The 26,155-nt window shown below is 45.6% G+C and carries 24 protein-coding genes; 14 read left to right on the top strand and 10 right to left on the bottom strand.

The genetic code is table 11. The annotated features are described in order from the left end of the window. The first annotated feature begins 92 nt into the window (after window positions 1–92). Window positions 93–1,442 (top strand): serine hydrolase domain-containing protein, encoded by a 1,350-nt coding sequence (locus ACR64J_RS07485; protein WP_435949096.1) that lies wholly within the window; start codon window positions 93–95, stop codon window positions 1,440–1,442. A gap of 35 nt (window positions 1,443–1,477) precedes the next feature. Here the strand turns inward: ACR64J_RS07485 and ACR64J_RS07480 are convergent, their stop codons facing one another. The 3 genes from ACR64J_RS07480 to ACR64J_RS07470 all read right to left on the bottom strand — a co-directional run bounded on the left by ACR64J_RS07480 (window position 1,478) and on the right by ACR64J_RS07470 (window position 5,725). Then, window positions 1,478–2,722 (bottom strand): cation:proton antiporter, encoded by a 1,245-nt coding sequence (locus tag ACR64J_RS07480; protein ID WP_435949095.1) that lies wholly within the window; start codon window positions 2,720–2,722, stop codon window positions 1,478–1,480. Window positions 2,723–2,949: 227 nt separating this feature from the next. Further along, window positions 2,950–4,860 carry a dihydroxy-acid dehydratase gene (gene ilvD, locus ACR64J_RS07475; RefSeq protein ID WP_435949094.1) on the bottom strand — a complete coding sequence of 637 codons (1,911 nt, stop codon included), beginning with the start codon at window positions 4,858–4,860 and terminating at the stop codon, window positions 2,950–2,952. Window positions 4,861–4,966: 106 nt separating this feature from the next. Further along, on the bottom strand, window positions 4,967–5,725 hold the full coding sequence (locus ACR64J_RS07470; RefSeq protein ID WP_435949093.1) for a hypothetical protein: 759 nt from the start codon (window positions 5,723–5,725) through the stop codon (window positions 4,967–4,969). Between the two features lie 208 nt (window positions 5,726–5,933). On the opposite strand from ACR64J_RS07470, the gene ACR64J_RS07465 reads away from it, so the two are divergent. Together ACR64J_RS07465 and dusB are read left to right on the top strand one after the other, a co-directional pair. Next, the gene (locus tag ACR64J_RS07465) at window positions 5,934–6,365 is read left to right on the top strand and encodes an HIT family protein (protein ID WP_435949091.1); all 432 of its coding nucleotides are present in this window, start codon (window positions 5,934–5,936) and stop codon (window positions 6,363–6,365) included. Window positions 6,366–6,465: 100 nt separating this feature from the next. Continuing rightward, on the top strand, window positions 6,466–7,503 hold the full coding sequence (gene dusB, locus ACR64J_RS07460; RefSeq protein WP_435949089.1) for a tRNA dihydrouridine synthase DusB: 1,038 nt from the start codon (window positions 6,466–6,468) through the stop codon (window positions 7,501–7,503). Window positions 7,504–7,620: 117 nt separating this feature from the next. Here the strand turns inward: dusB and ACR64J_RS07455 are convergent, their stop codons facing one another. Then, complete coding sequence (locus ACR64J_RS07455) at window positions 7,621–8,022, bottom strand: DUF1622 domain-containing protein (protein ID WP_317198991.1); 402 nt, start codon at window positions 8,020–8,022, stop codon at window positions 7,621–7,623. A gap of 326 nt (window positions 8,023–8,348) precedes the next feature. On the opposite strand from ACR64J_RS07455, the gene ACR64J_RS07450 reads away from it, so the two are divergent. Next, a complete protein-coding gene (locus ACR64J_RS07450) occupies window positions 8,349–9,236 on the top strand; it encodes an SDR family NAD(P)-dependent oxidoreductase (RefSeq protein WP_435949087.1) in 888 nt (295 codons plus the stop codon). Between the two features lie 83 nt (window positions 9,237–9,319). On the opposite strand, the gene ACR64J_RS07445 is transcribed toward ACR64J_RS07450, so the two are convergent. From ACR64J_RS07445 to lipB, 3 genes are all read right to left on the bottom strand, one after another. Beyond that, complete coding sequence (locus tag ACR64J_RS07445) at window positions 9,320–9,793, bottom strand: hypothetical protein (RefSeq protein ID WP_435949086.1); 474 nt, start codon at window positions 9,791–9,793, stop codon at window positions 9,320–9,322. A 141-nt stretch (window positions 9,794–9,934) separates the two neighbouring features. Continuing rightward, on the bottom strand, window positions 9,935–10,465 hold the full coding sequence (locus ACR64J_RS07440; protein ID WP_435949084.1) for an inorganic diphosphatase: 531 nt from the start codon (window positions 10,463–10,465) through the stop codon (window positions 9,935–9,937). Window positions 10,466–10,672: 207 nt separating this feature from the next. Continuing rightward, on the bottom strand, window positions 10,673–11,446 hold the full coding sequence (lipB, locus tag ACR64J_RS07435; protein WP_317198987.1) for a lipoyl(octanoyl) transferase LipB: 774 nt from the start codon (window positions 11,444–11,446) through the stop codon (window positions 10,673–10,675). 255 nt (window positions 11,447–11,701) lie between these two features. Here lipB and ACR64J_RS07430 point away from each other — a divergent pair, with 255 nt between their 5' ends. From ACR64J_RS07430 to pncB, 5 genes are all read left to right on the top strand, one after another. Beyond that, window positions 11,702–13,165, top strand: coding sequence for a coniferyl aldehyde dehydrogenase (locus ACR64J_RS07430; RefSeq protein WP_435949082.1), 1,464 nt, complete (start codon window positions 11,702–11,704; stop codon window positions 13,163–13,165). Between the two features lie 140 nt (window positions 13,166–13,305). Then, a complete protein-coding gene (locus ACR64J_RS07425; protein ID WP_435949080.1) occupies window positions 13,306–14,724 on the top strand; it encodes a hypothetical protein in 1,419 nt (472 codons plus the stop codon). Between the two features lie 63 nt (window positions 14,725–14,787). Beyond that, window positions 14,788–16,767, top strand: a complete 1,980-nt coding sequence (locus tag ACR64J_RS07420) for a glycine betaine ABC transporter substrate-binding protein (RefSeq protein WP_435949079.1) — start codon at window positions 14,788–14,790, stop codon at window positions 16,765–16,767. 32 nt (window positions 16,768–16,799) lie between these two features. Further along, window positions 16,800–17,723: an ATP-binding cassette domain-containing protein gene (locus tag ACR64J_RS07415; protein WP_435949077.1), complete on the top strand. Its 924-nt coding sequence runs from the start codon at window positions 16,800–16,802 to the stop codon at window positions 17,721–17,723. Window positions 17,724–17,910: 187 nt separating this feature from the next. Next, a complete protein-coding gene (gene pncB, locus ACR64J_RS07410; RefSeq protein WP_435949075.1) occupies window positions 17,911–19,128 on the top strand; it encodes a nicotinate phosphoribosyltransferase in 1,218 nt (405 codons plus the stop codon). Here the strand turns inward: pncB and xseB are convergent. The 3 genes from xseB to ACR64J_RS07395 all read right to left on the bottom strand — a co-directional run bounded on the left by xseB (window position 19,125) and on the right by ACR64J_RS07395 (window position 21,510). Next, window positions 19,125–19,373, bottom strand: coding sequence for an exodeoxyribonuclease VII small subunit (gene xseB / locus ACR64J_RS07405; protein WP_317198982.1), 249 nt, complete (start codon window positions 19,371–19,373; stop codon window positions 19,125–19,127). The two genes, pncB and xseB, sit on opposite strands and share 4 nt — an antisense overlap. A 45-nt stretch (window positions 19,374–19,418) precedes the next feature. Beyond that, window positions 19,419–20,975: an exodeoxyribonuclease VII large subunit gene (gene xseA / locus ACR64J_RS07400; RefSeq protein ID WP_435949073.1), complete on the bottom strand. Its 1,557-nt coding sequence runs from the start codon at window positions 20,973–20,975 to the stop codon at window positions 19,419–19,421. Window positions 20,976–21,141: 166 nt separating this feature from the next. Beyond that, on the bottom strand, window positions 21,142–21,510 hold the full coding sequence (locus ACR64J_RS07395; RefSeq protein ID WP_435949072.1) for a hypothetical protein: 369 nt from the start codon (window positions 21,508–21,510) through the stop codon (window positions 21,142–21,144). 196 nt (window positions 21,511–21,706) lie between these two features. On the opposite strand from ACR64J_RS07395, the gene ACR64J_RS07390 reads away from it, so the two are divergent. The 5 genes from ACR64J_RS07390 (at window position 21,707) to ACR64J_RS07370 (ending at window position 26,121) form a co-directional block, all read left to right on the top strand. Beyond that, window positions 21,707–22,366 carry an alpha/beta hydrolase gene (locus tag ACR64J_RS07390; RefSeq protein WP_435949070.1) on the top strand — a complete coding sequence of 220 codons (660 nt, stop codon included), beginning with the start codon at window positions 21,707–21,709 and terminating at the stop codon, window positions 22,364–22,366. A 55-nt stretch (window positions 22,367–22,421) separates the two neighbouring features. Further along, window positions 22,422–23,522 (top strand): cell division protein ZapE, encoded by a 1,101-nt coding sequence (gene zapE, locus ACR64J_RS07385; protein WP_435949069.1) that lies wholly within the window; start codon window positions 22,422–22,424, stop codon window positions 23,520–23,522. Window positions 23,523–23,555: 33 nt separating this feature from the next. Further along, a complete protein-coding gene (locus tag ACR64J_RS07380; protein WP_435949067.1) occupies window positions 23,556–24,203 on the top strand; it encodes a nitroreductase family protein in 648 nt (215 codons plus the stop codon). 89 nt (window positions 24,204–24,292) lie between these two features. Then, the gene (locus ACR64J_RS07375) at window positions 24,293–25,582 is read left to right on the top strand and encodes an NAD(P)H-dependent glycerol-3-phosphate dehydrogenase (protein WP_435949066.1); all 1,290 of its coding nucleotides are present in this window, start codon (window positions 24,293–24,295) and stop codon (window positions 25,580–25,582) included. A gap of 83 nt (window positions 25,583–25,665) precedes the next feature. Continuing rightward, window positions 25,666–26,121 (top strand): SixA phosphatase family protein, encoded by a 456-nt coding sequence (locus ACR64J_RS07370; protein ID WP_435949065.1) that lies wholly within the window; start codon window positions 25,666–25,668, stop codon window positions 26,119–26,121. Window positions 26,122–26,155: the final 34 nt, after the last annotated feature.

Below are 26,155 nucleotides of genomic sequence, written 5' to 3'. Positions count from 1 at the left end.
CAAACACCCAACACAAAATAGGCGACCTTTGGGTGGCCTTTTTTTATAAGTAATAAAAATCAATTATTTAAGTCACTATAAACGGAAGTATTATGACCAAGCATACTGATACCGACTTTGAGCTGCGTATCGCGCAGATATTTAATGATTTGCAATTGGATGACGCGCCAGCGGGCGGAGCACTAGTTGTCTATCAAGCAGATATACGCATCGCACAAGCGAGTGTCGGTATGGCGCAAAAAGATATACCTTGGCAGGCTGATACCTTATCCTTGAATTTTTCGACAGGTAAAGGGGTACTCTCAACCCTTATTCATGTTTTGGTGTCACAGGGTTTACTCGACTATGATACCGCGATTGCCAGCTATTGGTCAGATTTTGCCGCTAACGGTAAAGCAGATATCACTTTAAGGCAGGTTCTATCCCATCAGGCCAATCTATTTGCGATCTCCTCTATTGAGACCGATAGCGAGACATTGATCGACTGGCAAGCGATGCTGGCAAAAGTTGCGGCTATGCCAATGACTAAACCTGATGCCAACAGCAAAACTGGCGATGAGTATGAGAGCGCCTATAGCGCCCTAATCTTTGGCTGGGTGCTTGGTGGATTAATAGAAGCGGTCACTGATATGACTCTAGCACAAGCCCTGCGTCACTATTTAACAGAGCCGCTAGGGATAGCAGATAGCTGTTATTTTGGCGTGCCTGAGGCCAAGGTCAATACAGTGGCTAAGCTCGTTAAAGACTTTGAGCCATCAGAGCAAGACAGCCTGCAACCCTCTTCACAAACAGGTGCTAAGCGTCACAAACCGGTATTGAGAGTAGACTCACCTAAAACCCTTGAGATGTATCAAAGCCTGCCAAGCTATCACTGTTGGCAACAGCGCGCCTTGGATAAGCAAGTTGAATCGTCAAACGCGCAAACAGAACTAAACACCGCTCAAATCAACCGCTTGTACTTTGATCATAGCGCTATCAATGCCAATAACTACAGAGCTGCGCTCGTACCGTCCAATCGGCAGCCGATAAATTATCATACCGATGAGGTACTAAAGGCCGTTATACCCGCCGCCAATGGTGTGGCATCAGCGAAGGCACTAGCAACTATTTATGCCATGTTAGCAAACGGCGGCGTTTGGCAAGGCAAAACCATCATCGATAAGCAGACATTTACGCAGCTAGCGGCAGCACAGTCAAACAGTATGGACGCGGTTATGCCGGCAGCAATGAATTGGCGTCTTGGGTATCACCGTCTATTTAGCGTCTGCAATGAGACGGATATTGGGTTTGGTCATATGGGTTATAACGGTTCTGTCGCTTGGTGTGATCCAGCGCAGCAATTATCGTTTGCTTTTGTCCATAATTTTGATACCACGATGCTTAATGATATTCGTCAGTTTGCGCTGACAGAAGCGGTTTTGTCTTTGATAAATAAAAACTAGCGCTTAGCAGATGACGCTTAAACCTATCACCCCACCTAGTTGATATCAGGCGTCATCTTTAATAATTTAGGTGCGCTTAAACCATGGACAAAGATAGAGATGAGTATCACAATACTACAGACTACCCATAGTTTGATGGCGTCCTCATCGGCAAAATAGCCTTGATTGAGCGCATAGGAGAGGTAATATAGCGTACCGATACCGCGGATACCCAATGCTGATATAGCATATTTTTCGGTGCGATGCATATCGAGTCCAGACAAAGCGATAATGCCGCCAAGCGGTCTTATTATGAGCAAAAAGACAAAGCTTACGATATAGACTTGCCAAGTGAGCTCAAAATTAGACTGCAATCCTTGACCGATAAGCATACCAAAAGTCACCAGCACAAGTGACATGAGCAAACCCTCAGACTGCTCGGCAAAATCGTGTAGTTCTTCGTGATAGCTGTGCTCATGTTCTGAACGTCGAAACGAAAATGCGGCGACAAATACTGCGATAAAACCATAGCTATGTACGTACTCTGCGATCCCATAGGACAATAATGTCAACGCGATAACAACGTAGCCTTGCGAGATAATGGTCTCACGAGAGTGCCTGGAGAATACCGCTTTTGCCATCAGTTTACCGACGATGACACCGACAAGCACACCGACGCCGATCTGCCATAACACATCTTGCAAAAACCATGAACCCAGCATCTCAAGGCTAAAGCGCTTACCTTCACTATAGGCCTCTGCTATCTTTATAGCCAAATAGACAAAAGGAAATGCCAAACCATCATTGAGCCCTGCCTCTGAGGTCAAAGTAAAGCGCGGCGTATCTTCACCGCCTGTATTAGGCGGCCCAACTTGAATGCTAGAGGCCAGCACAGGATCAGTCGGAGCCAATACCGCACCCAGCAAAATAGCAGCGCCAAGGCTTAAACCAAAGGTGTAATAGCCAAGAATCGCCATCGCAAAGATACAAATGGGCATAGTGATCAATAACAAACGTACGGTTGGACGCCACATCTGCCAAGCCAATTCGGTATCGATCTTGATGCCTGCGCCAACCAAAGAGACGAGTACAACGACCTCAGTGAGCTTTTCGATAATGATGCCGTTCTCTAACGGATCCAAAAATGATAAGGTAAGCCAAAAGTAGCCAATAATGGCACCAAAGCTCACCTGTAGCATAGGTAAAGAGATTGGAACACGTTTGGATATGAGCGGAAATAAAGAGCCAAACAAAAAGGCCATACCACCGATTAATAACAGCAGATTGTAATTCTCAATCATAAGGTTTGTACGCACCAATATTGTAGTTTTTAATTTTTAGTTTTTAAGATGTAAAACGCTTGTCAATAAAACCTCATTTATCATGACGATAAACCGTCAGTGTTTTCGCAAAAAAACGTTATCAAAGACGCAAATACGTTGTGTTTTGGTAGAGTGTCCTACTCACAAAAAAGCCAGCACGAATGCTGGCTATATCAGTACTTCTTGACTGTTAACTTTATAGAGTCTTAGCGCTCAACTTGACTCACATCACGTACCGCACCTGTATCGGCGCTAGTGGTCATCGCTGCGTATGCTCGAAGAGCAGGGGAGACGTGACGCTCGCGATCCACTGGTTTCCATGCATTGCGCTCGCGCGCTTCCATCTCAGCGCGGCGCGCGGCTAAATCTTCATCGCTGACATCCATATTGATAGTTCTATTAGGAATGTCAATATGTATAGTATCGCCCTCGATGACAAGACCTATCGCGCCGCCCTCTGCTGCTTCTGGGCTGGCATGACCGATTGACAAGCCTGAGGTGCCACCAGAGAAGCGACCATCGGTGAGTAGAGCGCACTGCTTGCCCAACCCTTTGGACTTAAGATACGTCGTTGGATAGAGCATCTCTTGCATACCAGGACCACCTTTGGGCCCTTCATAGCGAATAATAACCACATCTCCTGCGACAATTTGATCCCCTAGTACTGCCTCAACAGCCGCATCCTGTGACTCAAATATACGCGCGCGCCCTGTAAACACCAAGTTGCTCTCATCAACGCCTGCGGTCTTGACCACGCAGCCGCGCTCAGCAATATTGCCGTACAGTACCGCAAGGCCGCCATCTGCCGAGTAAGCATGCTTGGCGCTACGAATACAGCCTGACTCACGGTTGACATCGAGATTAGGCCACTCTTTGGCTTGTGAAAAGGCCTCAGTCGTACGTACGCCGCCTGGGGCTGCAATATAACGCGCGCGCGCCTCAAGATTATCAGGATTCATAATATCCCACTTATCGATAGCCGCGCGCATAGAGGGACTATGGATCGTTGGAATGTCTGTTTTGAGCAGCCCTGCGCGATCAAGTTCAGCGAGTAATGCCATAACGCCGCCCGCTCTATGCACATCTTCCATGTGGTATTTTTGCGTAGCAGGGGCAACTTTGGATAGACAAGGTACGCGTCGACTGAGACGATCGATATCTGCCATCTTAAAGTCAATTTCCGCCTCATTAGCCGCGGCTAATAGATGCAAAATCGTATTGGTTGAGCCGCCCATAGCGATATCGAGGCTCATGGCATTCTCAAACGCCGCTTTGCTCGCGATAGAGCGCGGTAATACTGAGTCATCATCCTGCTCGTAACGGCGCTTGGCTAGATCGACAATAGTACGACCTGCTTCTAAGAATAGCTCACGGCGCAAGGCATGGGTGGCAAGTAGTGAACCATTACCAGGTAACGATAAACCTAGCGCTTCGGTCAAGCAGTTCATCGAGTTGGCAGTAAACATGCCTGAACATGAGCCGCAAGTAGGACAGGCAGACACCTCGATCGCTAAGACATCCTCATCGCTTATCGTATCGTCAGCGGCGTCCATCATCGCATCGACTAGATCCAATTTGCGAATGGCATTACCTTTACTATCTGTCGCTTGTGCATCGCTTTGACCGTCATTGTTATGGCTATGAGCGACAGTACTGGCAATCACTTTACCTGCCTCCATAGGGCCACCTGAGACGAAGACGACTGGGATGTTCAAACGCATAGCTGCCATAAGCATACCAGGGGTAATTTTATCGCAGTTAGAGATACAAACGAGCGCATCAGCACAGTGAGCATTGACCATATATTCAACAGAATCTGCGATCAAATCGCGACTGGGCAAGGAGTAGAGCATACCGCTGTGACCCATAGCAATACCATCATCAACTGCAATAGTATTGAACTCTTTGGCCACGCCGCCTGCTTTTTCAATCTCACGGGCGACCAATTGTCCTAAATCTTTTAGGTGCACGTGACCCGGTACAAACTGCGTAAAAGAGTTTGAGATTGCGATAATAGGTTTGCCAAAATCACCATCGGTCATGCCAGTTGCGCGCCATAACGCTCGTGCGCCTGCCATATTACGACCGCCAGTAGAGGTTTTTGAGCGATAATCCATGGGATATTCCTTACGTTTTAAAAGGGTGTTAATTTGACACAGGAGTGAGTGCTTTGAGGGTTAATAATCGCTAGTGATAGGTTTATAAGCGAATAGCTGTCTTAAATTATTCGATACGCTCCAAAATAGCCGCCTCAAACCAAGGCAGCTTGTCTTTGTCAGCTTCAAGTTTGGCAATAAGGGCTAAAGCATGCGTCGCTGGCAGTTGCTGATAGTCGCTACTGGCCTCAAAGATAAGTACGGACTCATCAGTTGCGCTGTCCTCATCAATACTGACCAGTTTTTGTTTGCCGTTTTTATAGAGTACATCGACACGGCCAAAAAACTGCCAGTCTTTAAAGGCCGCTTTGATAGCATCCTCCTTATTTTGCATGTACAGCTGCTCGGTGGCTTTGCCTGTATTAGTCCATTGCAAGCGCACGGCTAACTGCAAGGCTTCGCTAAATACGACGACAGAGCCGACCACTTTGATGTGCCAAGGCGTCGATATCAGTGCTTCATCGATACCGATAAGTGTGGCAGCATCCTGAGCGCTCATAGGCGTATTAAATTGAGCAAGCAAGTCAGGCGTTAAAGGATGGCTCTGCTTAACAGCGTCGTCTAAGCTATCATAGTGATACAAAAACGGCAATGGTTCATCTTGCGTCACTTGTCTTTTAGTGATTTTACAGTTGTGAATATGCCATTTGATCAAATCATCAGTGATGGCGTCTGCAAGTATGTAAGCGTTTGGATCTATAGTCGGTTTGACACGGGTATCAAGTGGTATTTGCTCATAGGTTTCATGAGTATAGGCTACTGCGGCGTCCCCGGCATCGTGGTCTGGCTGTACTGATATTTTATCGTATGATTGCGTCGAATCCATAGAGTTATCGTCGTCAAAATAGGCTCATAGTATAGCATTTTTGCGCTACTTCTCGCTAATCAATAGTAGCTATATAGGCCATTTAGGCGGCAATAGATGACGTGATAAATAATAGTTTTAAAACAGGTGCACCTTGTAGTTTGCCCCTATATCGTTCACTATAGTTACGCTGATATAAAGGCAAGCTTACCCAAATAAGGATAAAATAATGAGCCAAAACAATTACGACGATAATAATATTTTTGCCAAAATGCTAAACGGTGATATCCCGCATCACAAGGTCTATGAGGATGATAAAACTTTAGCATTTATGGACATTATGCCGCAAGCAGAGGGTCATGTGCTGGTTATCCCTAAGCAAAAAGCGGTTGATTTAGCTGATCTTGAACCTGAATACGCGGCAGCGGTACTGATGAGTGCTAAAAAGGTAATGAGCGCGCAGCGAGAAGTGTTTGCACGCGAAGGTATTATCCAAATGCAATTAAACGGCGCGCAAGCGGGCCAAACGGTATTTCATTATCACATTCATCTGATACCAGGCAGTATTCATGAATTGGGCGTTCATGCAGCTGCGCAGGCGGACAATGACAAGTTAGCTGAGCTGGCACAAAAGCTTGCAGCTGCAATTGAAGCGGCATAAGTCAAAAACAAAAGCTAGCAAACCTTGCAATATAGCGTTCAACCTTTAAAATAGCGGCTTGCTTTTATTAATATATTTGACTAAATGTAAGCCGTTTTTTATGTCTATAGATACCTTGGATACTCCTGATTTGCACCTGCATCCTGCGACGACCCATCCGTTGTTGCAGCCGCTTAATATCGGCGGCTTAACGATACAAAACCGCCTGATGGTTGCGCCTATGGCAGGGGTAACGGACAATCCGTTTCGCAAATTGTGCAAATCCTTTGGCGCAGGTCACGCGGTCAGTGAAATGATCATCGCGGATACTGCTCTGTATGCACGCAAAAAATCTCTCTATCGTGCCAACTTTGATGGTGAGATTGCGCCGATATCCGCACAAATTGCAGGGGCAGAACCAGACAAGCTTGCCGAAGCGGCACGTTATCAGGTCGATAATGGCGCGCAGATTATTGATATCAATATGGGCTGTCCTGCCAAAAAAGTCTGCCGTAAGCTTGCTGGTTCAGCACTATTGCAAGACGAGGAGTTGGTCGCAAGGTTGCTCGATACAGCGGTCAACGCGGTCAACGTGCCTGTGACCATAAAAACGCGTTTGGGGTTTGAAAATGGTCGCGAGAATATATTACGGGTGGCCAAGCGCGCTGAGCAAGCAGGGATTGCTGCTATTGCCATTCATGGGCGTACGCGCGAGGATATGTATACCGGCAACGCCAGATATGAGCTGATACGCGCAGTCAAAGACAGCATTGGCATTCCTGTCATTGCCAATGGCGATATCGATAGCGCCGAAAAAGCTCAGCAAGTATACGAGATGACCGGTTGTGATGCCGTTATGATTGGACGCGCGGCGCAAGGGCAACCGTGGATATTTCGAGATATCGAGCACTATCTGCGTACAGATGAGCGTCTGGATGCGCCAAGTGTGAGTGAGATTAAAGATATTGTACTCACGCATTTACAAGAGCTATATGCGTTTTATGGCGAGTACTCTGGTTGTCGTATCGCCCGCAAACATATTGCTTGGTACACTACAGGTATTCCAAACTCCAACGCCTTTCGTCAAGCGATGTATGGTGAGGAGAGTACCGCTGGACAATTTAAGGTGGTCGAGCGCTTCTTGCAAGCACACGAATAGCGCTATACCTGTAGCACTGTGCCTGCTCTATTGTTTGTGCAGTATGTTTTTATCATAGCATATGAGTCATGATTTTAAGTTGCTTATGACTTTAATTGGCTTATGACTCCAGGTTACTTATGGTTCTAGATTCTCATCATAGATTTTTTCGTGCACACGCTGCGTCCTCTGCGGCGCTTTTTCTTTTTGCCAAGGGAAACGGCCCTCTAGCTCCACTTGCAATGATAAGCTCAAAAACGTACGAATCAGCACAATAAGGCCTAAAACCAATACGCCGCGCAAGGTCGGTTCTGTAACTACCGTCGCCATAATATCAGCGGCAATCAAAACCTCAAGTCCTAGCAAGATAGACTTGCCAACCGTCTGCCTGATTTCGACATAAGTATCATGATTAAAGCCGCCTGTCACCTTGATGCCTCGGTACAGTGCGTAAAATAGTCCTAAAAACATAATCAGAACACCAATCACCTCAACGATTTTGGCAATTAAATCGATATAGTGCGCTAAGGTCTCAATCAAAACATTCTCCTACCTTTACAAAGATGTTTATTTTATCAAATGAGCACGGCAGTATTGTGACACCTTGTTTTAATTCGATACTTGTTTTTATGCAACAAATGAAAAATCACCAAAAGTTGTTTACGCTTTGAAATACCTCTTATAAAAGCAATAGCTCCTTTTGTCGCTGCGTTCTAACAATAAACTTGACAAATTTTAGCCATCAACTAACAATGGTTAAGCGACAAAATATACAGCAGATTTGATAAGTAATCTTTGCTATTTTAAATGTAGGCATTAATATGGAATGTTAATGTATCGATAACCACCAAAAAAAAGGACATCTTATGGCTAACCCCTCGAAAAAAACGATTTCTAAATCTGTTAAAGGCAAAAACATTATTATTACGGGGGCATCAAGTGGTATAGGAGAGCGTACCGCTTATTTGCTAAGCGAATGCGGCGCGCACGTTATAATGCTGGCACGTACTGAAGAAAAACTAAAAAAGGTCAAAGAAAATATCGAGGAGCTTGGCGGTAAAGCCAGCTACTATCCTTGTGATTTGACAGACATGGATGATATCGAAAAGGTGGGCGAACAAATCAAAGCTGATTTTGATCGCATTGATGTGCTAGTCAATAATGCTGGGCGCTCAATCCGCCGCTCGGTTCACGAATCTGTCAATCGTTTTCATGACTTTGAGCGTACGATGGACATTAACTACTTTGGCGCGGTCAAAATCATTTTGGGCTTTTTGCCCGGTATGATAGAGCAGCAAGCCGGTCAAATCGTTAATATCTCATCGATCGGGGTTTTGGCAAATAGTCCACGCTTTGCCGCTTATGTCGCCTCAAAGTCTGCTCTTGACGCCTTTAGTCGCTGCTTGGCCGCTGAGGTCAAAGGCGATAACGTGACAATTACTAATATATTTATGCCGCTGGTGCGCACGCCTATGATTGCGCCAACTAAGCTGTATCGTTATATGCCAGCGCTGATGCCTAATGAGGCGGCACTAATGATCGCCAAAGCAATCGTAGATAAGCCTAATAGTATCGCTAGCAATATGGGCAAGTTTGCCTCAGCTACTTATTCACTAGCGCCTGCGATCAACGTTGGTATTCAGTCGATGGGTTATCGTATCTTCCCAAGCTCAGATGCGGCGCTCACGACAGACTCCAAACCCAACCTCGCTCAGCGCGCCTTTGCCAAAATCTTGCCAGGTGAGCATCACTAATTGCCTATATCAGTATAAAAACATCACCACAAAAAAGGAATGCATTGGCATTCCTTTTTTTATGCACTATCTCATGAAGCGCTCTAGCCAAACACTCGCCATAGTATCCAAAATAGTCCTACCATGATGATAACGATGATAAGGAGGCGCTTAACAAGATAGGGGATAACAGGTTTTCTGTAGCCGATATCATCCAACTGACTCTCAACTCCGCGCTGCAAGCTTTTAAAGCCTTGCTCAGGTGGCGTGGATTTGACACGGTCTTTGACTAAAGGATCAAAGCCTTCTACCTGTTGCTCTTGATCAAAGCTAATGGCACTATTGGGAATGCCTTGCTTGCTTGCGATACTATTAAGTTTTTGCTGCTGCTTGTTTTTGAGCGTCATCTCAAAGGCATCAATGCGCGCTTTGGCAGCATCCATACTGATATTTTCATCTTGCGCTAGGTTTTTTATCGCCATGACAAGATTGCCTTTTTCGATCATCATTATCACTGATTTTGGCAGTTTTTTTTGCTTAGTGCTTGTATCGGTATTAGAGCCATCAGGGTTAAACATATTTATCCTTAAGCGTCAATTGCGCCGCTCAATGTGAGTAGTAGCACTTTTATTATAGCAACTTTATTGTGCTTAATTTTAGCCAAAAAAATACCGCAATTAAACAATTACGGTAAATTTACTTTTGAGTCTAAAAGACGCTTATAACGCTTTCCAGCGCTGGATAGATTCTTTGATAACTTCTTTAGCTTCGTCCACATCGCCCCAAGATTCAACGACAGTCGTGCCCGCTTTTTTTAAGTCTTTGTAATGGCTAAAGTGGAACTGTAATTGATTAATAAGCTGCTTTGGCAAATCGTCCAAGCTATTGTAAGCGTTGCCTGTATCACGGTCATCAGCAGGAACGACAACGACTTTGTCATCGACTTCGCCGTCATCAACGAACTTCATCACACCGATGACTTTCGCTTTTAAAAAGACGCCAGTAGGCAGAGGCTGCTCTGTGATGATGAGCGCGTCTAGCTCGTCGCCATCTTCATCGAGGGTTTGCGGAATAAAACCATAGTTGCAAGGTTTGGCAAAAATCTGTGGATCAACACGGTCAAGCTCAAATACAGCAAGCTCGCGGTTCCACTCAATCTTGTGGCTGCTACCGGTTGGAATCTCAACCACGACGTTGATAATACCGCCGTCTACATCACCTGCGTCCAAAATTTTATTAAAATCTGCCATAAAGGGCTCCTAATGAATACGTTTTTAGCAAAAAAATGTGAGAAGTAAAAGGTAAGAGGTTACTACGGTTTGCGAGTATAGCAAGTTTACGACATATTTTCCTATTTTGCTTAAGTCTAAGCTGGCACGATATTATGCAAAATAGGACTCAAAAGCTTAAAACACAAAAGTTATGATTTAGACTCTTGTGCTAGAGCGTTTATCGTTTTAAGTTTTAGGTGCAAGAGGTCGCAGCTCGATGAAACCGGCGTGACGCTTAGCGATATTATCGATAAGTTTTTGCGTCGCTTGCTCATAAGATAATGAGTCGGTGTCCATAGTGACAAAGTCTGCCAAACGTAGCATTTGCATACCCGCGTACCCGCAAGGGTTAATAGCATTAAAAGCGGACAGATCGCAATTAAGGTTGAGCGCAATACCGTGATAGCTAAAGCCGCGCTTAATCTTAAACCCAAGAGAGGCGATTTTGCCGAGCATAATTGTCTCACGCTTAATAGTATGGTCAGAGTCAGGCATGTGACTATATAAGTAAACGCCTGGGGCATCGCGGCGTGCATGAGCGCTGATGTTATCTTGGCTATCCATAAACGCCAAGCAGTCATTGAGCACATCCTCTAATGCTTGCTCAGCATGGGAGACGAGGTTACGTACGCTCCAGCCCAAACTGTCCAAATCAAATAGCCAATAAAGCACCAATTGCCCAGACCCATGCCAAGTGACTTGCCCGCCGCGATCGGTTTGGATAATAGGGGTATTGGTATGTTGCAAAATATGCTCTTTTTTGCTCGCTTGCCCCAAAGTATAGACATCATTGTGATCGACTATCCACAGCTCGTCAGGGGTGCGCTGCGTATGCTGTTTTTTTAATTCAATGCGCTCAAGGGTGCGTGCCAGCATCGCTTCGTGGGTTGCTACGTAGTCAGCTTTAGACAATGATCTAATAATCAGGGTATCACTGGTTGGGTGCGTATAATTTTGCATAGTCGTCACAGTATTAGAATATAGGGCTCATGCTTTAAATTGCGCTTCTTGCCCTAATAAAGAGGACTAAGCGCAATGATGGCAATATGAGAAAACAATGGTGGTCATAGACAAGTGTAGCAGCTGTGCTTAATTTTACTATACAAACCTACCAGTACGCTAAATACACTTTTCATTGTGATAGGCTTGCGCTACATTAAGTGGCAACTGACAGTGGCTCACACTGGCTTACTCTAGACATGACAAGGAAGACAAATGACAGATAATGATGTAATCACTCAAGATAATACACAGATGCATACAGGTCGTACCATGAGCATTATTAATACCGTTGAGGAGATGCAAGCGCAGTTTACGCGTATGCAAGCGCTCAGTCGTAGCCAGCCGATTAATGACTGGTACGAGCGTGAGACGCAGCTCGACAACCTCGAGCTATTGCTTAGTGATAACCAAGAACAGATTGCCGAAGCTATTAGCGAAGATTTTGGCTATCGTAGCCAGTCTGAGACGCAGTTCGCTGAGCTGTTTCCAAGCTTTACGGGTATCAGTCACGCTAAAAAGTACGGCAAAAAGTGGATGAAACCGCAGCGCATGCCGATATCCGCTTTGTATCGTCCCGCGCACAATGAGATTCAGCCGCAGCCTTTAGGACTGGTCGGTATCATGGTGCCATGGAACTATCCGCTGTTTTTGGCGATAGGACCGATGATTGATGCGCTCACTGCAGGCAATCGCATCATGATCAAGATGAGTGAAGCGGCGCCTAAGTTTGCTGAGACGTTTGCAAAACTCGTCGCGCATTATTTTTCGCCCGATATGGTCTCTGTAGTGTTAGGCGAAGTTGAGATTGCCGAAGAATTTAGCAAGCTGCCCTTTGATCATCTGCTTTATACCGGCTCTACTGCTGTCGGCAAAAAGGTAATGGCAGCCGCTGCGCCCAATCTGACTCCAGTAACATTGGAGCTTGGTGGTAAATCCCCTGTTATCGTTTTAGAAGGTGCCAATTTAGAGGCGGCGGTCAACCGCGTTATGATGGGCAAAACGCTTAATGCAGGTCAAACTTGTATCGCACCAGATTACGTACTGATTCAGCGCAAGCATCACGATGAATTTATCAGACTTGCAAGAGAGTGGATGGATAAACACTATCCAGATATCGAAAACAATCCTGATTACTCGCGTATTATCAACATCTCACAGTTCAAACGCGTACAAGGCTATATCGATAGCCTACAAGGTCAAGGCGTCTATCCATTGACCGAAGTGGGATCGGATATCGAGACGCGCTTGATGCCGCCTGTCGTCGTCGTTGAGCCAACCTCTGGTAGCGAGGTGATGAAGAATGAAATCTTCGCACCCGTATTACCGCTCATGCATTACGAGACACTCGATGATGCCATTAGCTTTGTAAATGCGCGTCCTCGTCCACTAGCGCTGTATGTGTTTGGCGACAATCAATATGATATCGACAGAGTGCGCTCAAATACGGTATCGGGCGGCTTATGCATTAACGAAGTTATCTTGCATGTGGTGCAGCATGATCTACCGTTTGGCGGCGTTGGACATTCAGGTACTGGGGCTTATCACGGCAAAGCAGGATTTGAGCGTTTAAGCCATATGAAGCCTGTGTTTGTGCAGACTAAGCTCAACGGTATGAATTTCTTATTACCTCCTTATGGCGGATTCTTTAAAAAAGCGATGGGTATGTTCTTAAAATAAAGAGAATCTAAAAGATTAGAAATATAAAAGCGCTTATGGATATAGGCGCTTTTTTTATGATTATTTTTTAATTGCATTAGTAATGATGATAAATTATGGTTAGTTATTAATTAACAAAAATATACTCTAAGGAATTAATCATGACATACATTTTATCTTTATGTCGTCGTGTAGCAATGTTGTTAGTGTTGCTGATCATTTTTAGCAGCTCAGCTTTTGCTGCCAGCGAAAAGGATATAGATCTGATATCGCAATATGATCCAGCACCTGGAAAAGCGCATCTATATATTCTAAAACGTTCAAATTTGTTATTTCAGGACATCGCGTTGACATTATCGATTGATAAATATGACTTAGATAATATAAGTACCAGTGAGTATTATCTCATTGAGATGTGGCCTGGTACGTATACTGTATATGTGAATAACTTTTACCCAGCAGATCGTAAATACTACCTAAAATCTAACAGAAATATTAGTCTGAAAGCTGGCGATAGTGTTGTTTTTGGTATTAACCCTAAACACGAGTCAACCTATTATTTTAAATCAGAAGTTGAAAAGTCAATTGCAAAGCGAGAACTTAAACAATTTATCCCTGCAACTGAAATTCCAGGTGCAACTTTAAGGGGGTATAATCAATCAAATAAGTGGATGGGACCTAATAAGAATGGTATAGCAGATGGCGTAGGTAGTGCACAGTTTTCTAATGGCTTGGCTTATATTGGCCGAGTAGATTATGGAGATTTGACTACCGAAGGTCGCTTACAATATCCTAATGGGGACTTTTACAAGGGTGAATATATTGGAGCAGAACCTTATGGCAAAGGCATGCTGTCTGATAAAGATGGAAATGTTATTTTCTCAGGAGATTTTCGAGATGGCTCGCCCTTTAATGGTTTGAGTAATGTAGGTGGTAAGGTTGTTAATAAATACAATTACGGCCGTGCCGTAGAAACCAATCCAGAAATTTTGGCGCAAAAAAAGATTGATGAAGACGACAAAAAAGAAATTGCTAAAGTTGTGCAAACCGCAACTAAAGTCAAAACCAGTATTAATATAATTGAGAGTGAAAAGGACGACGCGCAGGTAAAGTTTAATAAACAAGAACTAGAATTTCCAAAGCAATGTCATTGTACCTTCAATTTTTGTTTGGACTCATATAACTCTGAGGATACTTATGAGGAAAGACAAGCCACTAAGCGGTTATGGGCGGCGCGTGACCAAGCGTGCCGAGAGTGGCGTAGTTCAGGAGGCAGTCTGGCAGCAAGGCAAGCACAATTAGATAGCAAGCTCGCTGAGGCAGATGAAAAATTAGCGTCATTAAACCAAGAGTTTGAGCAAGCAAAAGAGCGTGATCAGCTAGCTCGTCAACAGAAATTAACAGAGCTTGCGAGTTCCAGAACAGAACGTGTTGCTGCGCATCAGAAAAAAATAGAACAAGAACAGGCCGAAAATCTAAGAAAAAATAAAGAAGCATGCGTAGGAAGAGAAACGTATTGTGGCTGCGCAGTTTACTTACAACCTGAGCAGGTCAAAAAGATGGTAACTTGTGAGAAATAACAGTCTAGACGACATAATTGTAATGCTTAATTTAATACTGTAAAACAAATAATAGGATCGCTCATGCGCCAATGGATTGCACTCAGTGTATTATTGCTCAGCTCGTTTTTTTGGTCGATTGTTGGCATGTCGACCGCCTCTGCTGCAACGAGCTCAGCGGCGTGTGATACACCCATTAAGTTTGGCGCGTTGACATGGGAGAGCGGTCAATTCACAGCAGGCGTGCTCAAATACATCACCGAAAGTGGCTATGGCTGCACGGTCGAGGAGGTGCCTGGCGCAGGTCCTGCGCTTGAGACCGCACTGTCACAAAACGATATTCAGATCATAAGCGAGCAGTGGGTAGGGCGCTCACCGATTATGGAGCAAGCCATCAATGACAATAAAGTGGCGGTCATTGGCGATACGCTAAAAGGCGGCGCAACCCAAGGCTGGTATGTTCCACAATATGTAATAGATGACAATCCAGGTTTACGCCGCTATGAAGATCTGCCCAAATACGCGGAGCTGTTTCGTGATCCACAGGATCCAAAACGTGCGCGATTTATGAATTGTCCTTCTGGCTGGGCATGTGAGATCTTTAATACGCGCCTGCTCAAAAACACAGGTTTAGATAGTGTCTTTAACAATGCACATCCAGGGACAGGTGCGGCGCTCGATGCCGAGATTGCTTCTGCTTTTGAGCAGCGCAAACCGCTGCTATTTTATTACTGGCAGCCAACAGGCTTGATCGCCAAATACGATTTTGCACCGATTGAGTTCCCTGAGCATGTTGATGAGTGCTGGCAAGACCTGTTAATCGCAAATGGCACCTCAGACTGCGTCTCAGGGTTTCCCGTATCACCACTCAAAATCGCCGCCTCAACGCCTTTTATTAACGATAATCCTGATCTGGTTGAGGCTTATAAAAAAGTACAGTTCACCCCTGATCAGCTTAACGGCGCTATTTTAGCTATGAGTGAAAACAAGCGCAGTGGCGATGAGCAAGCCTTACTGTTTTTGCGTGAAAACCCTAGCGTCTGGCAAGAGTGGCTATCGGCTGACGCAGCAAGCAATTTGGCCACAGCTTTAGGTATAAACGCCTCGGGAGGTAGTGCGGGTGATACTGATGTAAACACGCCTCTTGATTCTGTTGAGCCTACAAATAGCTTATTGGCGTTATCATCAAGCTTCCCCTCATGGTCACTTGAGGACTCGCTTAACAAGGCATTGGCAACTGTCGTCAGAGAATACGGCGATGTGTTTCGTAGCATTAGTAGTGTGACATTAACTTATCTATTATTGCCCATTGAGCGCGCTTTAACCTTTATACCGCCTTGGCTTATTATTGCAGCCGTTGCAGTATTGGCATGGTTTGGGGTACGTAAGATATGGTTTGCGCTCGCTTGCGGCGCTGGGCTGTTTTTGATCGGCGCTTTTGGACTATGGGGCGCTTTGGTCGATACTCTGGCGCTGCTGATCGTATCAGTACTGGTCACTATCGTTATAGGGATTCCCATTGGCATTGCGATGTCAGGGAGCCAGATACTACGCAAGATAATCACGCCGATACTCGATGTTATGCAGACGATGCCAAGCTTTGTTTACCTGATACCTGTGCTCATGCTGTTTGGCATTGGTAAAGTGCCCGCGCTGTTTGCAACGGTCATTTATGCTTTGCCGCCACTGATACGTTTAACAATGCTTGGTATCACTCAAGTCAATCACGAGATGATTGAGGCGGGGCGCTCATTTGGTAGTACTCATTGGCAATTGCTTATCTGGGTTAAGCTACCGCAAGCCTTGCCCAGCATCATGGCTGGGGTCAATCAGGCGGTCATGATGTCGCTTGCGATGGTGGTACTGGCATCCATGATTGGCGCGCCAGGTCTAGGCGAGGATGTATTGCAGTCTATTCAAACGCTCAATATTGGGCAAGGTCTACAAGCAGGTACCGCGATTGTCATTATGGCGATTATCATTGACCGTATTACCCAAGCGTTTGGTCAAGGTAAGCGTGCGCGTCAAAAAACCATTGAAGCGGGTCGCCAGCACATAGGGTAGAGCGTCTTGAGCATTCACAATAGAGAATAATAATGAATCATATTCAACTAGAAAACATCAGCAAAATCTATAACGCTAGCTCTAGTCAAGCCAGATCGGTGCTAGCTCTACTAGCCGAGGGTATGGACAGCGTCGAGGTTAAAAAGCAGACAGGATATTCAGTAGGGCTTTATGATATCAACCTCGCGATTAAAGCAGGCGAGCTACACTGCATCATGGGGCTATCAGGTTCTGGTAAATCAACCTTAATACGCCATCTCAATCGTTTAATCGATCCGACCTCAGGTAAGATATGGGTAGATACATCAATTGATGCCAATACCACTTTGAATGAGATATCAAACGATAGGTTTGCCAAAAGCCTATCAGGCTCTGTAAGCGCAAATTCGCCAGCTACCATATCCGATGCTGCTATCAATATACTTGAATTGGACGACAAGGCACTACAGCACTATCGTCAGCAAACGGTCAGTATGGTGTTTCAGCACTTTGGTCTGATGCCGCATATGACGGTTATACAAAATGTGGCTTATGGTCTACGAGTGCGCAAGATGAGCACGAGCGAGCGTCATGATATCGCGCGTCACTGGCTGAATGAAGTTGGGTTGCCCAATCTTGAGAACAGCTATCCTGATGAACTATCTGGTGGTATGCAGCAGCGCGTTGGGCTGGCGCGAGCGCTGGCGATGGATACGCCTGTACTACTAATGGATGAGGCATTCTCGGCGCTTGATCCTCTGATTCGGGCGCAATTGCAAGATCAGTTATTAGAGCTACAAGCACGTCTTAATAGAACGATTGTGTTTATCACCCATGACATCGATGAGGCGGTTAAAGTGGGTCAACGCATTAGTATATTGAACGGCGGACGCTTGGTACAGACGGGCACGCCAAGTGAGCTACGCGCCAATCCCGCCGATGATTATGTCGCGCAGTTTATGAGTGCAAAGGCTTAATGCTTTACATAGCATTTTGAGAAAACAAAAAACGCTAGGCGGATGAGTACAGGCTTAGCGTTTTTTAGTTTAAGATATAAAGCCTTTAAAATCAGTTATACTTCCAAAATCATTAAGGGTTTGGCTCTAATAATTAACCTTACCATTATTTTATTTATCTCCTCTTTTATACTTATCAGGTTGTCCTATGAGTGCACCTTTTACGCCTATCATTACCTCCTTACTTGATAATGATTTGTACAAATTTACTATGCTCCAAGCCATGTTGCACCAGTTTCCGCAGACTCATGGCGTCTACCGCTTTCGCTGTCGTAATAATGCGGACACCGCCTATCCGCTAGCAACTATTAAGGAGGCTTTGGAGCAGCAGTTAGATAGCTTGTGTGAGTTGCGATTTTTGCAAGATGAGCTTGAATATCTGCGCGGTCTGCGCTTTATCCGTTCAGATTTTGTCGATTATTTAGAGTTATTTCAGCTCAAGCGTCGATTTATCACCGTGAGCACTGACGAGAAAAGCCGCTTGCATATCGATATCGAAGGACCTATGATTCAGGCGATGTTCTTTGAGGTCTTTGTCTTAGCTATCGTCAATGAGCTATATTTTGACGCGTTATCAGATACCGCCGTCATAGAAGAAGGGCAGCGCAGGCTTGATGCTAAGGTAGCTCTACTTCATCAGTATGTTACGCAGCAAACGGCAGGAGAGCCGCCTTTTATCATCGCCGACTTTGGTACTCGTAGACGCTTTAGTAAAGGCTGGCAGGCGCATGTGGTTGAGACTTTGCATAAGGCTGAGCCTAAAATCGTGGGCGGCACCTCCAACGTCTATCTCGCCAAAACTTTGGGAATGACCCCAATAGGCACGATGGCGCATGAGTTTATGCAAGCCTTTCAAGCCTTGGATGTGCGCCTGCGCGATTCACAAAAGGCAGCGCTTGAGGCATGGGTGCATGAATATCGCGGCGATTTAGGAATTGCGCTGACGGATGTCGTCGGCATGGATGCGTTCTTGCGCGATTTTGATCTGTACTTTGCTAAGTTGTTTGACGGATTGCGTCACGATAGCGGCGACCCTTATATCTGGGGCGACAAAGCCATTGCTCACTACCAAAAGCTTAAGATAGATCCCAAGACCAAGATTTTGACCTTTAGTGATGGTTTGGACATCCAAAAGGCTTGGGACTTACATCAGTATTTTAAAGATAGAATTAGGACTAGTTTTGGTATCGGTACCAACTTGACCAATGATATGGGTTTGACCCAAATCAATATTGTCCTAAAACTAGTCGAATGCAACGGACAGCCCGTAGCCAAGATATCAGACAGTCCTGGCAAAACTATGATCAATAATGATACTTATCTAGCATATTTGCGCCAAGTGTTTGAAGTTGATGAACTGGATTAACTTTCAGAGTCTACGCTGATAGAGTCCTCTTCAGCGAACGCGGCATCCAAGGCTTGTTGCACGGCATTGATACGCGTCTCGCACACACGGTAAGCGGCGATGGATTCTTCAACCGTCGTCATTAGATTATCGATATCCGGCTCGTCTTGTTGCTGAAGCTGAGCGGCATTGGTTTTTAGGATATCATAAGCCGCCTTAAAGGTTTTTGGGGCGGCTTTTTTGCGTTTGCGAGCAGGGGTTGTCATAGCGTTTCCTAGCGTGTTGAGTTTAAAAAGTCTTGTTTAAAATGTTTAATTATCGGCTATCATAAATTTTTCATCATGAGTAGTATTGCCATCGCTAACGTTACTATCAATGATAATGTCTTTAATGCGCGCAGTTGCACTGCCGTCTTTTAGGACAATAGTCAGCGTTTGGTCAGCATATAACTGAGTACTGCTGGTGAATATCTGTTTGCCAGCTTTATCTGTCAGCAAGGTATAGCCTTGATTGAGTACCCGTGCGGGTCGATGCAAGAGCACGATATCACGTAGATGTGCGCTTTCACGCTGTGCTTGTATAACTTGCTGCTGGGCACTTTGAGTGATCGTTTTTTGATAGCGCTTAACCTCTTTGCCAGCAGTGGACGCGTGCTGGTAGGCGCTATCTTTTATTAACTGATGGCGCTCATCGCTAAGGCGCTTAGCTTGTCTAATCTGTCTATGAGCGCTTTGTTGTACGCTTTGCCACGCGTGCTTACTGTCTCTTTGTAGGGCGGTGAGCTGTCCGACTGTTTGCGTTTGTACTTGACTCAATTGACGAGCACACTGCATGTCAGCTTGAGTCAACTGATGACGTGCAGCCTGTTTGATTTGAGCTTGATATGTCAGAGTTTGCGTGATCAAGGCAGCCAGATGACTCATAATTGCTGCGATGACTTTGGAGGGCGTATCAAAGCTGGTGTGCGCCACCTCATCCAATATCACTTTGTCGCGTTCATGACCGATACCGACCCATACGGGGATGGGCTGTTCTGCGACCAGAGCTGCCAGCTCATAGTCGTTGAGATAAGCCAAATCACCGACCGCACCACCGCCGCGTATAATAACGAGTAAATCAGGCAAGCAGTTATAGCGCTCTAAAAACTGCTGCTGAGCGCTGACAATCGCTTGCCGAATCTCACCTGGGGCATGATTGCCCTGAAAGGTCGCATGATGATAGTGAAAATGACAAGCGCCTGTCGAGGCCAGTCTGTTGGCGTCCGCTTGAAAATCGCCTAAGCCTGCTGCTTTTTCGGGAGCGATAACAAGAACATGCTCGATATCAAATGGACTTGGCAATTGCGCGTTTAAGGTCAATAGGCCTTCACCGCTTAGGCGGTCAACCATTTCGGCATACTGGCGCGCCAAGTCGCCCAAAGTATAGCTGGGGTCAATATCCTCAATAGTGAGCGAAAAACCGTATTGCGCATGAAAGTTGGCGGATATCTTTAGCAAAACCGTTAAATCACGGCTAAGCGCCATACCGGTTGCGCGTTCAAACTTAGCAAGCACGCGGGAGGCTTTAAAGCGCCATAGATTGCCGCGGCAGCTGGCCACAACTTTACCATCATCGTCCTTTTCGGCTAATTCAAAGTAGTAATGACCGCCTTTACTGGATAGATTGCGAATCTCAGCTTTGACCCAGACTCTATGATCAAAGGTTTGTTTGATGACCATATCGACAGCAGATAAGTAGTCGCTTAAACGCAGTACGGTATTCTCGAGAGTATCATCCGCCTCGGCAAGCTCAGCCTCTAGCGTTGCCAAATCTTTGGCAGGGGCGAGGACTTTGGCTGATTTGGGCATTGAGAGATTGGGTTTACGCATAATAAGGGAACCACGATGTTAACGCTGAGTGAGCAAAAAGTTTAAAGGAGTAGTTTACCCAAAACACATAGCAAAAAAAAGCAAAGCCAATAAGCTGCTGTTTGATCGCATACTTATTGGCTTATTTTGTTATGCAAAATTGCTGGCATTTTGGCTGAGCGATAAGTTACTGACAGCGAAAACTGATAGCGTACTCGTAATCGTCATCACGAGATAAGTTAGGTGTGCCGGTACCAAATATTGACCCCACTACAGCGCCCACTTGTCCAACCATTCGCCCTGAACGCTCATCCAAAATCCCATTGTATCTTGCCTCGTCTTTGACGATGATGACCTGCTTATTGCGGCAAGTTTTTTGAGCACTGTCGATAGCGTTTTGTTGCGCGCCTACTTTGGTGTCAGCAATACCTGTAGTCTCAAAAATTGAGCCTTCGCGCTGAATCACTGGCGATGAGGGCGTGCTTTGACAAGCGCTTAAAGCAAGTACAGCGGCAAGTGCAGCCGTCAACGTCGTAGTTTTAGTCAATGAAGTCATAGCAAATCCTGCTAAAAGGGGAAAAAAGATAAGATACGCTCGACATTACCTTATTTACGCTATCGGCGCTAGAGATATTATCAATACGTTATAAAGATCTTAAAATGACATAAACACAGACAGACACAGCAAATCACTTGAAATAATAATGATATCTAGGATAATTGAATCACAATTTTAACCAATGACGCTCATTATGCCTCTAATATGTGCCCCTGCTGGCGTGCTCGAAGTCGACGCGCTGTGGCAAAACGACAACCCAAATGATCCCAATACTGATACGGTCGCGCTATTGTGTCATCCTAACCCCTTGTTTGACGGTACAATGAACAATAAGGTGGTGACCACTATGTACCGCTTTGCTCGTGACAATGGTATGCACGCTGTGCGTTTTAACTTTCGCGGTGTGGGCGAGTCAACAGGCGAGCATGATTATGCTGAGGGTGAAGTCATTGATGCGATGACCGTGTTACAATGGATTGCAGGACAGACAGGCGCACGCAAATTGTGGCTTGGTGGTTTCTCCTTTGGAGGATACGTGACTGCACGCGCCGCTGAGCAAGTGACAACGTTGCCACATATCTGGGGGCTAAGCGATTTTGAAGTAGCTAATGTGGCACTTATCGCGCCCTCGGTTGAGGACAATGACGTTAGTGATTTGAGCCTGCCTATAGATAGAACGTTTGAGATCTATGGTAATGCTGACGGCGTCATTAGCCCTGATGTTATGCAAGCTTTTGCCGAGCAGCAAGGTATTGCGGTCAGCGTGGTCGATGGCGCAGGACATTTTTTTCATGGCCGATTGTCTGAGCTCAAAGCGCTACTTGAACAGCATAGCTTTGGTAAGCCTATATAACCGTTTTGCCTTTTTGTTTATTTATACCTAAATTTATCCAATAACGAGTCCTATTATGAGTCTATCGCCCTTGCAACGCTATGAGCAAGCCATCGCTACTGATGAGTTTACCCGAGATGAGCAGCAGCTTGAGGCTATGAGTTACTTGGATAACTTGTATCATCAGCTCAATACAGGCTCTGAGCAAAAAAAGAGCTTTTTTAGCTTTTTAAAGTCCAAACCCGAAGCGCCCAAAGGTTTGTACATGTGGGGCGGGGTGGGACGTGGCAAGACTTGGATGATGGATATGTTCTATGACTCGCTGACTATTGAGCGCAAGATGCGTCAGCATTTTCATCATTTTATGCAGCGCGTCCACCGTGAGCTAAACGCTTTGCAGGGACAATCTGACCCGCTTGAAAAAGTCGCCGACATCATTTATAACGAAGCCGTTGTTATCTGCTTTGATGAGTTTTTTGTCTCTAACGTCTCAGACGCCATGATATTAGGCGATCTGTTCACTATGCTGTTTAATCGCGGCGTAACGCTGGTGGCCACATCGAACATTGAACCCTCAGGTCTGTATAAAGATGGCTTGCACCGTGATCGCTTTATGCCTGCTATCGCTGAGGTTGAGCGCCATACGACGGTCATGAATATTGACGCAGGCGTTGATTATCGTCTGCGCGTATTACAGCAGGCTGAGCTGTATAAATCGCCGATGACGAAGAAAAACCACAATTGGCTCGCTAACCGCTTTGCTAGTCTCTCAAGCAACCAAAAAATTAGCAACGAGCCTATCATTATCAATGGTCGCGAGATTGCCATAAATGCGCGCACGGAAGACATTTTATTCTGCGACTTTCGCCAACTGTGTATGCAGCCGCGCTCTGCCAACGACTTTATCGAAATCGCTAAGCAATTTAACACCGTGCTCATCAATGCGGTACCTGCCTTAGATGATGATTTGCGTGACCCCACGCGCCGATTTATTTACTTAGTGGACGAGTTTTATGATCGCCGCGTCAAGCTTTTGGTACGCGCGCAGCAGTCTATCCTCGAGTTATATCAAGGCGAAAAACTTGCCTTTGAGATTGAGCGTACGCGTTCACGTCTGCTTGAGATGCAATCAGAAGACTATTTAAAAATGGCGCACCGCGTTGAAACCGCTACCTAATGCTCTAGAACAGACAATAAAAAAGGATAACCCATGAGCGTTGACGATAAAAACGACAACAAGATAAGTGCTGTAGATATCTCGCAAGACTCTGAGATTCAAGCGAGTGATGAGCAACTAATAGCTTGGATTAACTCTAGGCGTAGTATCGGTAATTTAGAGATGCCAGCACCATCAACTGAGCAAATAAAAGCGGCTATTGAATGTGCAGCCACTGCTCCTGATCATAAAAAACTGCGTCCTTGGCGCTTTATTGTGACGCAAGGCGAGGCCCGCCGCGACTTAGGTCAAGCGCTCGTCACTGCCGCCAAAGCAAAAGCTCAGCAAGAAGGCGAGACATTGTCTGAAAAGACTATTCACAAAACTGCCAACCTACCTTTGCGTGCGCCCGTTATCATTACAGTAGTCACGCACATGCAAGCACACAAAAAAGTGCCGCCTTTTGAGCAGATGCTTAGTGCAGGCGCTGCCGTACAAAATCTGATATTGGCGTTAAAGGCACAAGGCTATAGCACCGTATGGCGCACAGGTCTGCTCTGCAATGAGCCTGCGGTAAAAGCGTACTTCGATGTTAGCGCAGATGATTATGTGACCGCTTTTGTTTATACTGGCAGCAGTCCCACTCAAAAGCCTGTGCGTAAACCTATAGATATCGAGCCTTTAACACGTTTTGAACACTGATATTCGCTATTGAATGTTAAAAATAATATTTATAATAAACGGCACTAACGCGCGTTACCATCTTATTTGCGCAATACGGATTACTAATTATGACAAACGCTACTGACCCAAAAGACAATAAAAATAATGGTAATAAAGACAATAAGAGCAGCGGCGATAAACAAAGTGGCCTGCTTGCTAGTATTATTGAGCGCGCGACCAAGTCAGGTTTGGGACGCAAAAAACTCAATCCAAGTGCGGTGGAGTCTGCTGTCGCCGAAAACATGGACAAGATCCACAAAAACCCAACCAAGCTGCGCTTAGCATTTTTGGGCGGCGGTAGTTTTGGTACGGCAATGGCTAATCTGGCGGCGCGTAACGGCTGCGATACGACGCTTTGGGTCCGTAATAAGCGCACGGTCAAATCTATGGCTAAATTGCAGATGAATAAACAATATCTGCCAGGCTATAAGCTCGATGATCGCCTCAAATATAGCCACGACTTAGAAGCCTCTGTAAAAGACAAAGACATTATATTTTTAGCGGTGCCCAGCTCAGCCTTTCGTGAGACGCTACAAAGCATCGCGCCCTTTATCACAGGGCAGTCGATAGTCTCATTGACCAAAGGCATGGAGAAAGATACTTTTGCCATGATGAGCGATATCATCAAAGATGTGCTACCTGAGGTAAATTTTGGCGTGATGTCTGGGCCAAATCTAGCCGTTGAGATTATGAAAAACATGCCCTCAGCGACCGTCATCGCCAGTAGCTCTGAGCCACTGCGTCATGCGGTGCAAGCGGCTCTGCACAGTGCGTTTTTTCGCGTCTTTGCTAGTGATGACGTGCACGGAGTTGAGCTTGGCGGCGCTCTCAAAAACATCTATGCCATCGCTATGGGCATGGCTGTTGCCTATGAGGTTGGCGAGAACACCAAAGCTATGCTGCTTACCCGAGCTTTAGCGGAGATGAGCCGTTTCGGTGTTGAGACAGGCGCTAATCCTTTGACGTTTTTAGGCTTATCTGGCGTGGGCGACTTATACGCCACTTGCGGCTCAGAGCTTAGTCGTAATTTTCGTATTGGTAACATGCTTGGGCGCGGCATGAGTATCGATGCTGCGGTCAAAAAGTTAGGGCAAACGGCTGAGGGCGTCAATACTATTCAGCAAGTACATGAAAAAGCGAGCAAAGAGGGTATTTATATGCCAATTACCCATGCGCTTTATGCCGTCATTTACGAAGATAAAGCAGCGCTTGGCGTTGCTCTGCATTTGATGGAAGCCGGCTTTCGCAGCGACGTTGAATTTGTAATGCCGCATGATCATAGCAATGCCTCACTAACCGCGCAGATGAAAAAATCAGCGGACGATCAAGCCGATACGTCTGCCCAAGACAAAGATTAGGGGCTGTTAGTTTTATTCATAAGTACGGCTAATGGCTACCATTGCAACTCATAAGATACAAGGCTAAATACACAAGGACAGTGATGAAAATTATATTAATGCGTCATGGTCAAGCAGAAGATATTAGTCGTCCAGATAGCGCGCGGCAACTGACTGAATTTGGTCACAGCCAAGCGGTGCAAACGGCTGAGTATATTATCAATAACTTTAACCCAGATCACTTTGTAGTCAGTCCTTACGATAGAGCGCAGCAAACACTCGCTGAACTACAAGCGCTTGCGCCTAATGTGCCTGTGACCGTGCAAGATAATATTACACCATCAGACAATGCTAATAATGCGTTAATTACGCTTGCCACTATAGAGTCTGAGTGCATGGTGGTTGTCTGTCATATGTCTATTATCGCCAATATAGCAGGCCTATTGACCAACGACTATCCAGAGGGCTTTTCTTTAGCAGAGGCGCGAGTGTTTGAGATGGACTTTGTTATGTCTGGTATGGCAACTGAGAGCGATCGTTTTGTTCCTATGCAGCCTTAGTCATAACCCTAGCCCTATACAGTCTCATTCGCTA

Source organism: Psychrobacter sp. DM8, from assembly GCF_051307025.1.
Classification (GTDB): domain Bacteria; phylum Pseudomonadota; class Gammaproteobacteria; order Pseudomonadales; family Moraxellaceae; genus Psychrobacter.
The sequence above is the reverse complement of the archived record's forward strand: the minus strand, read 5'-3'. Positions and strand labels throughout refer to the sequence as shown.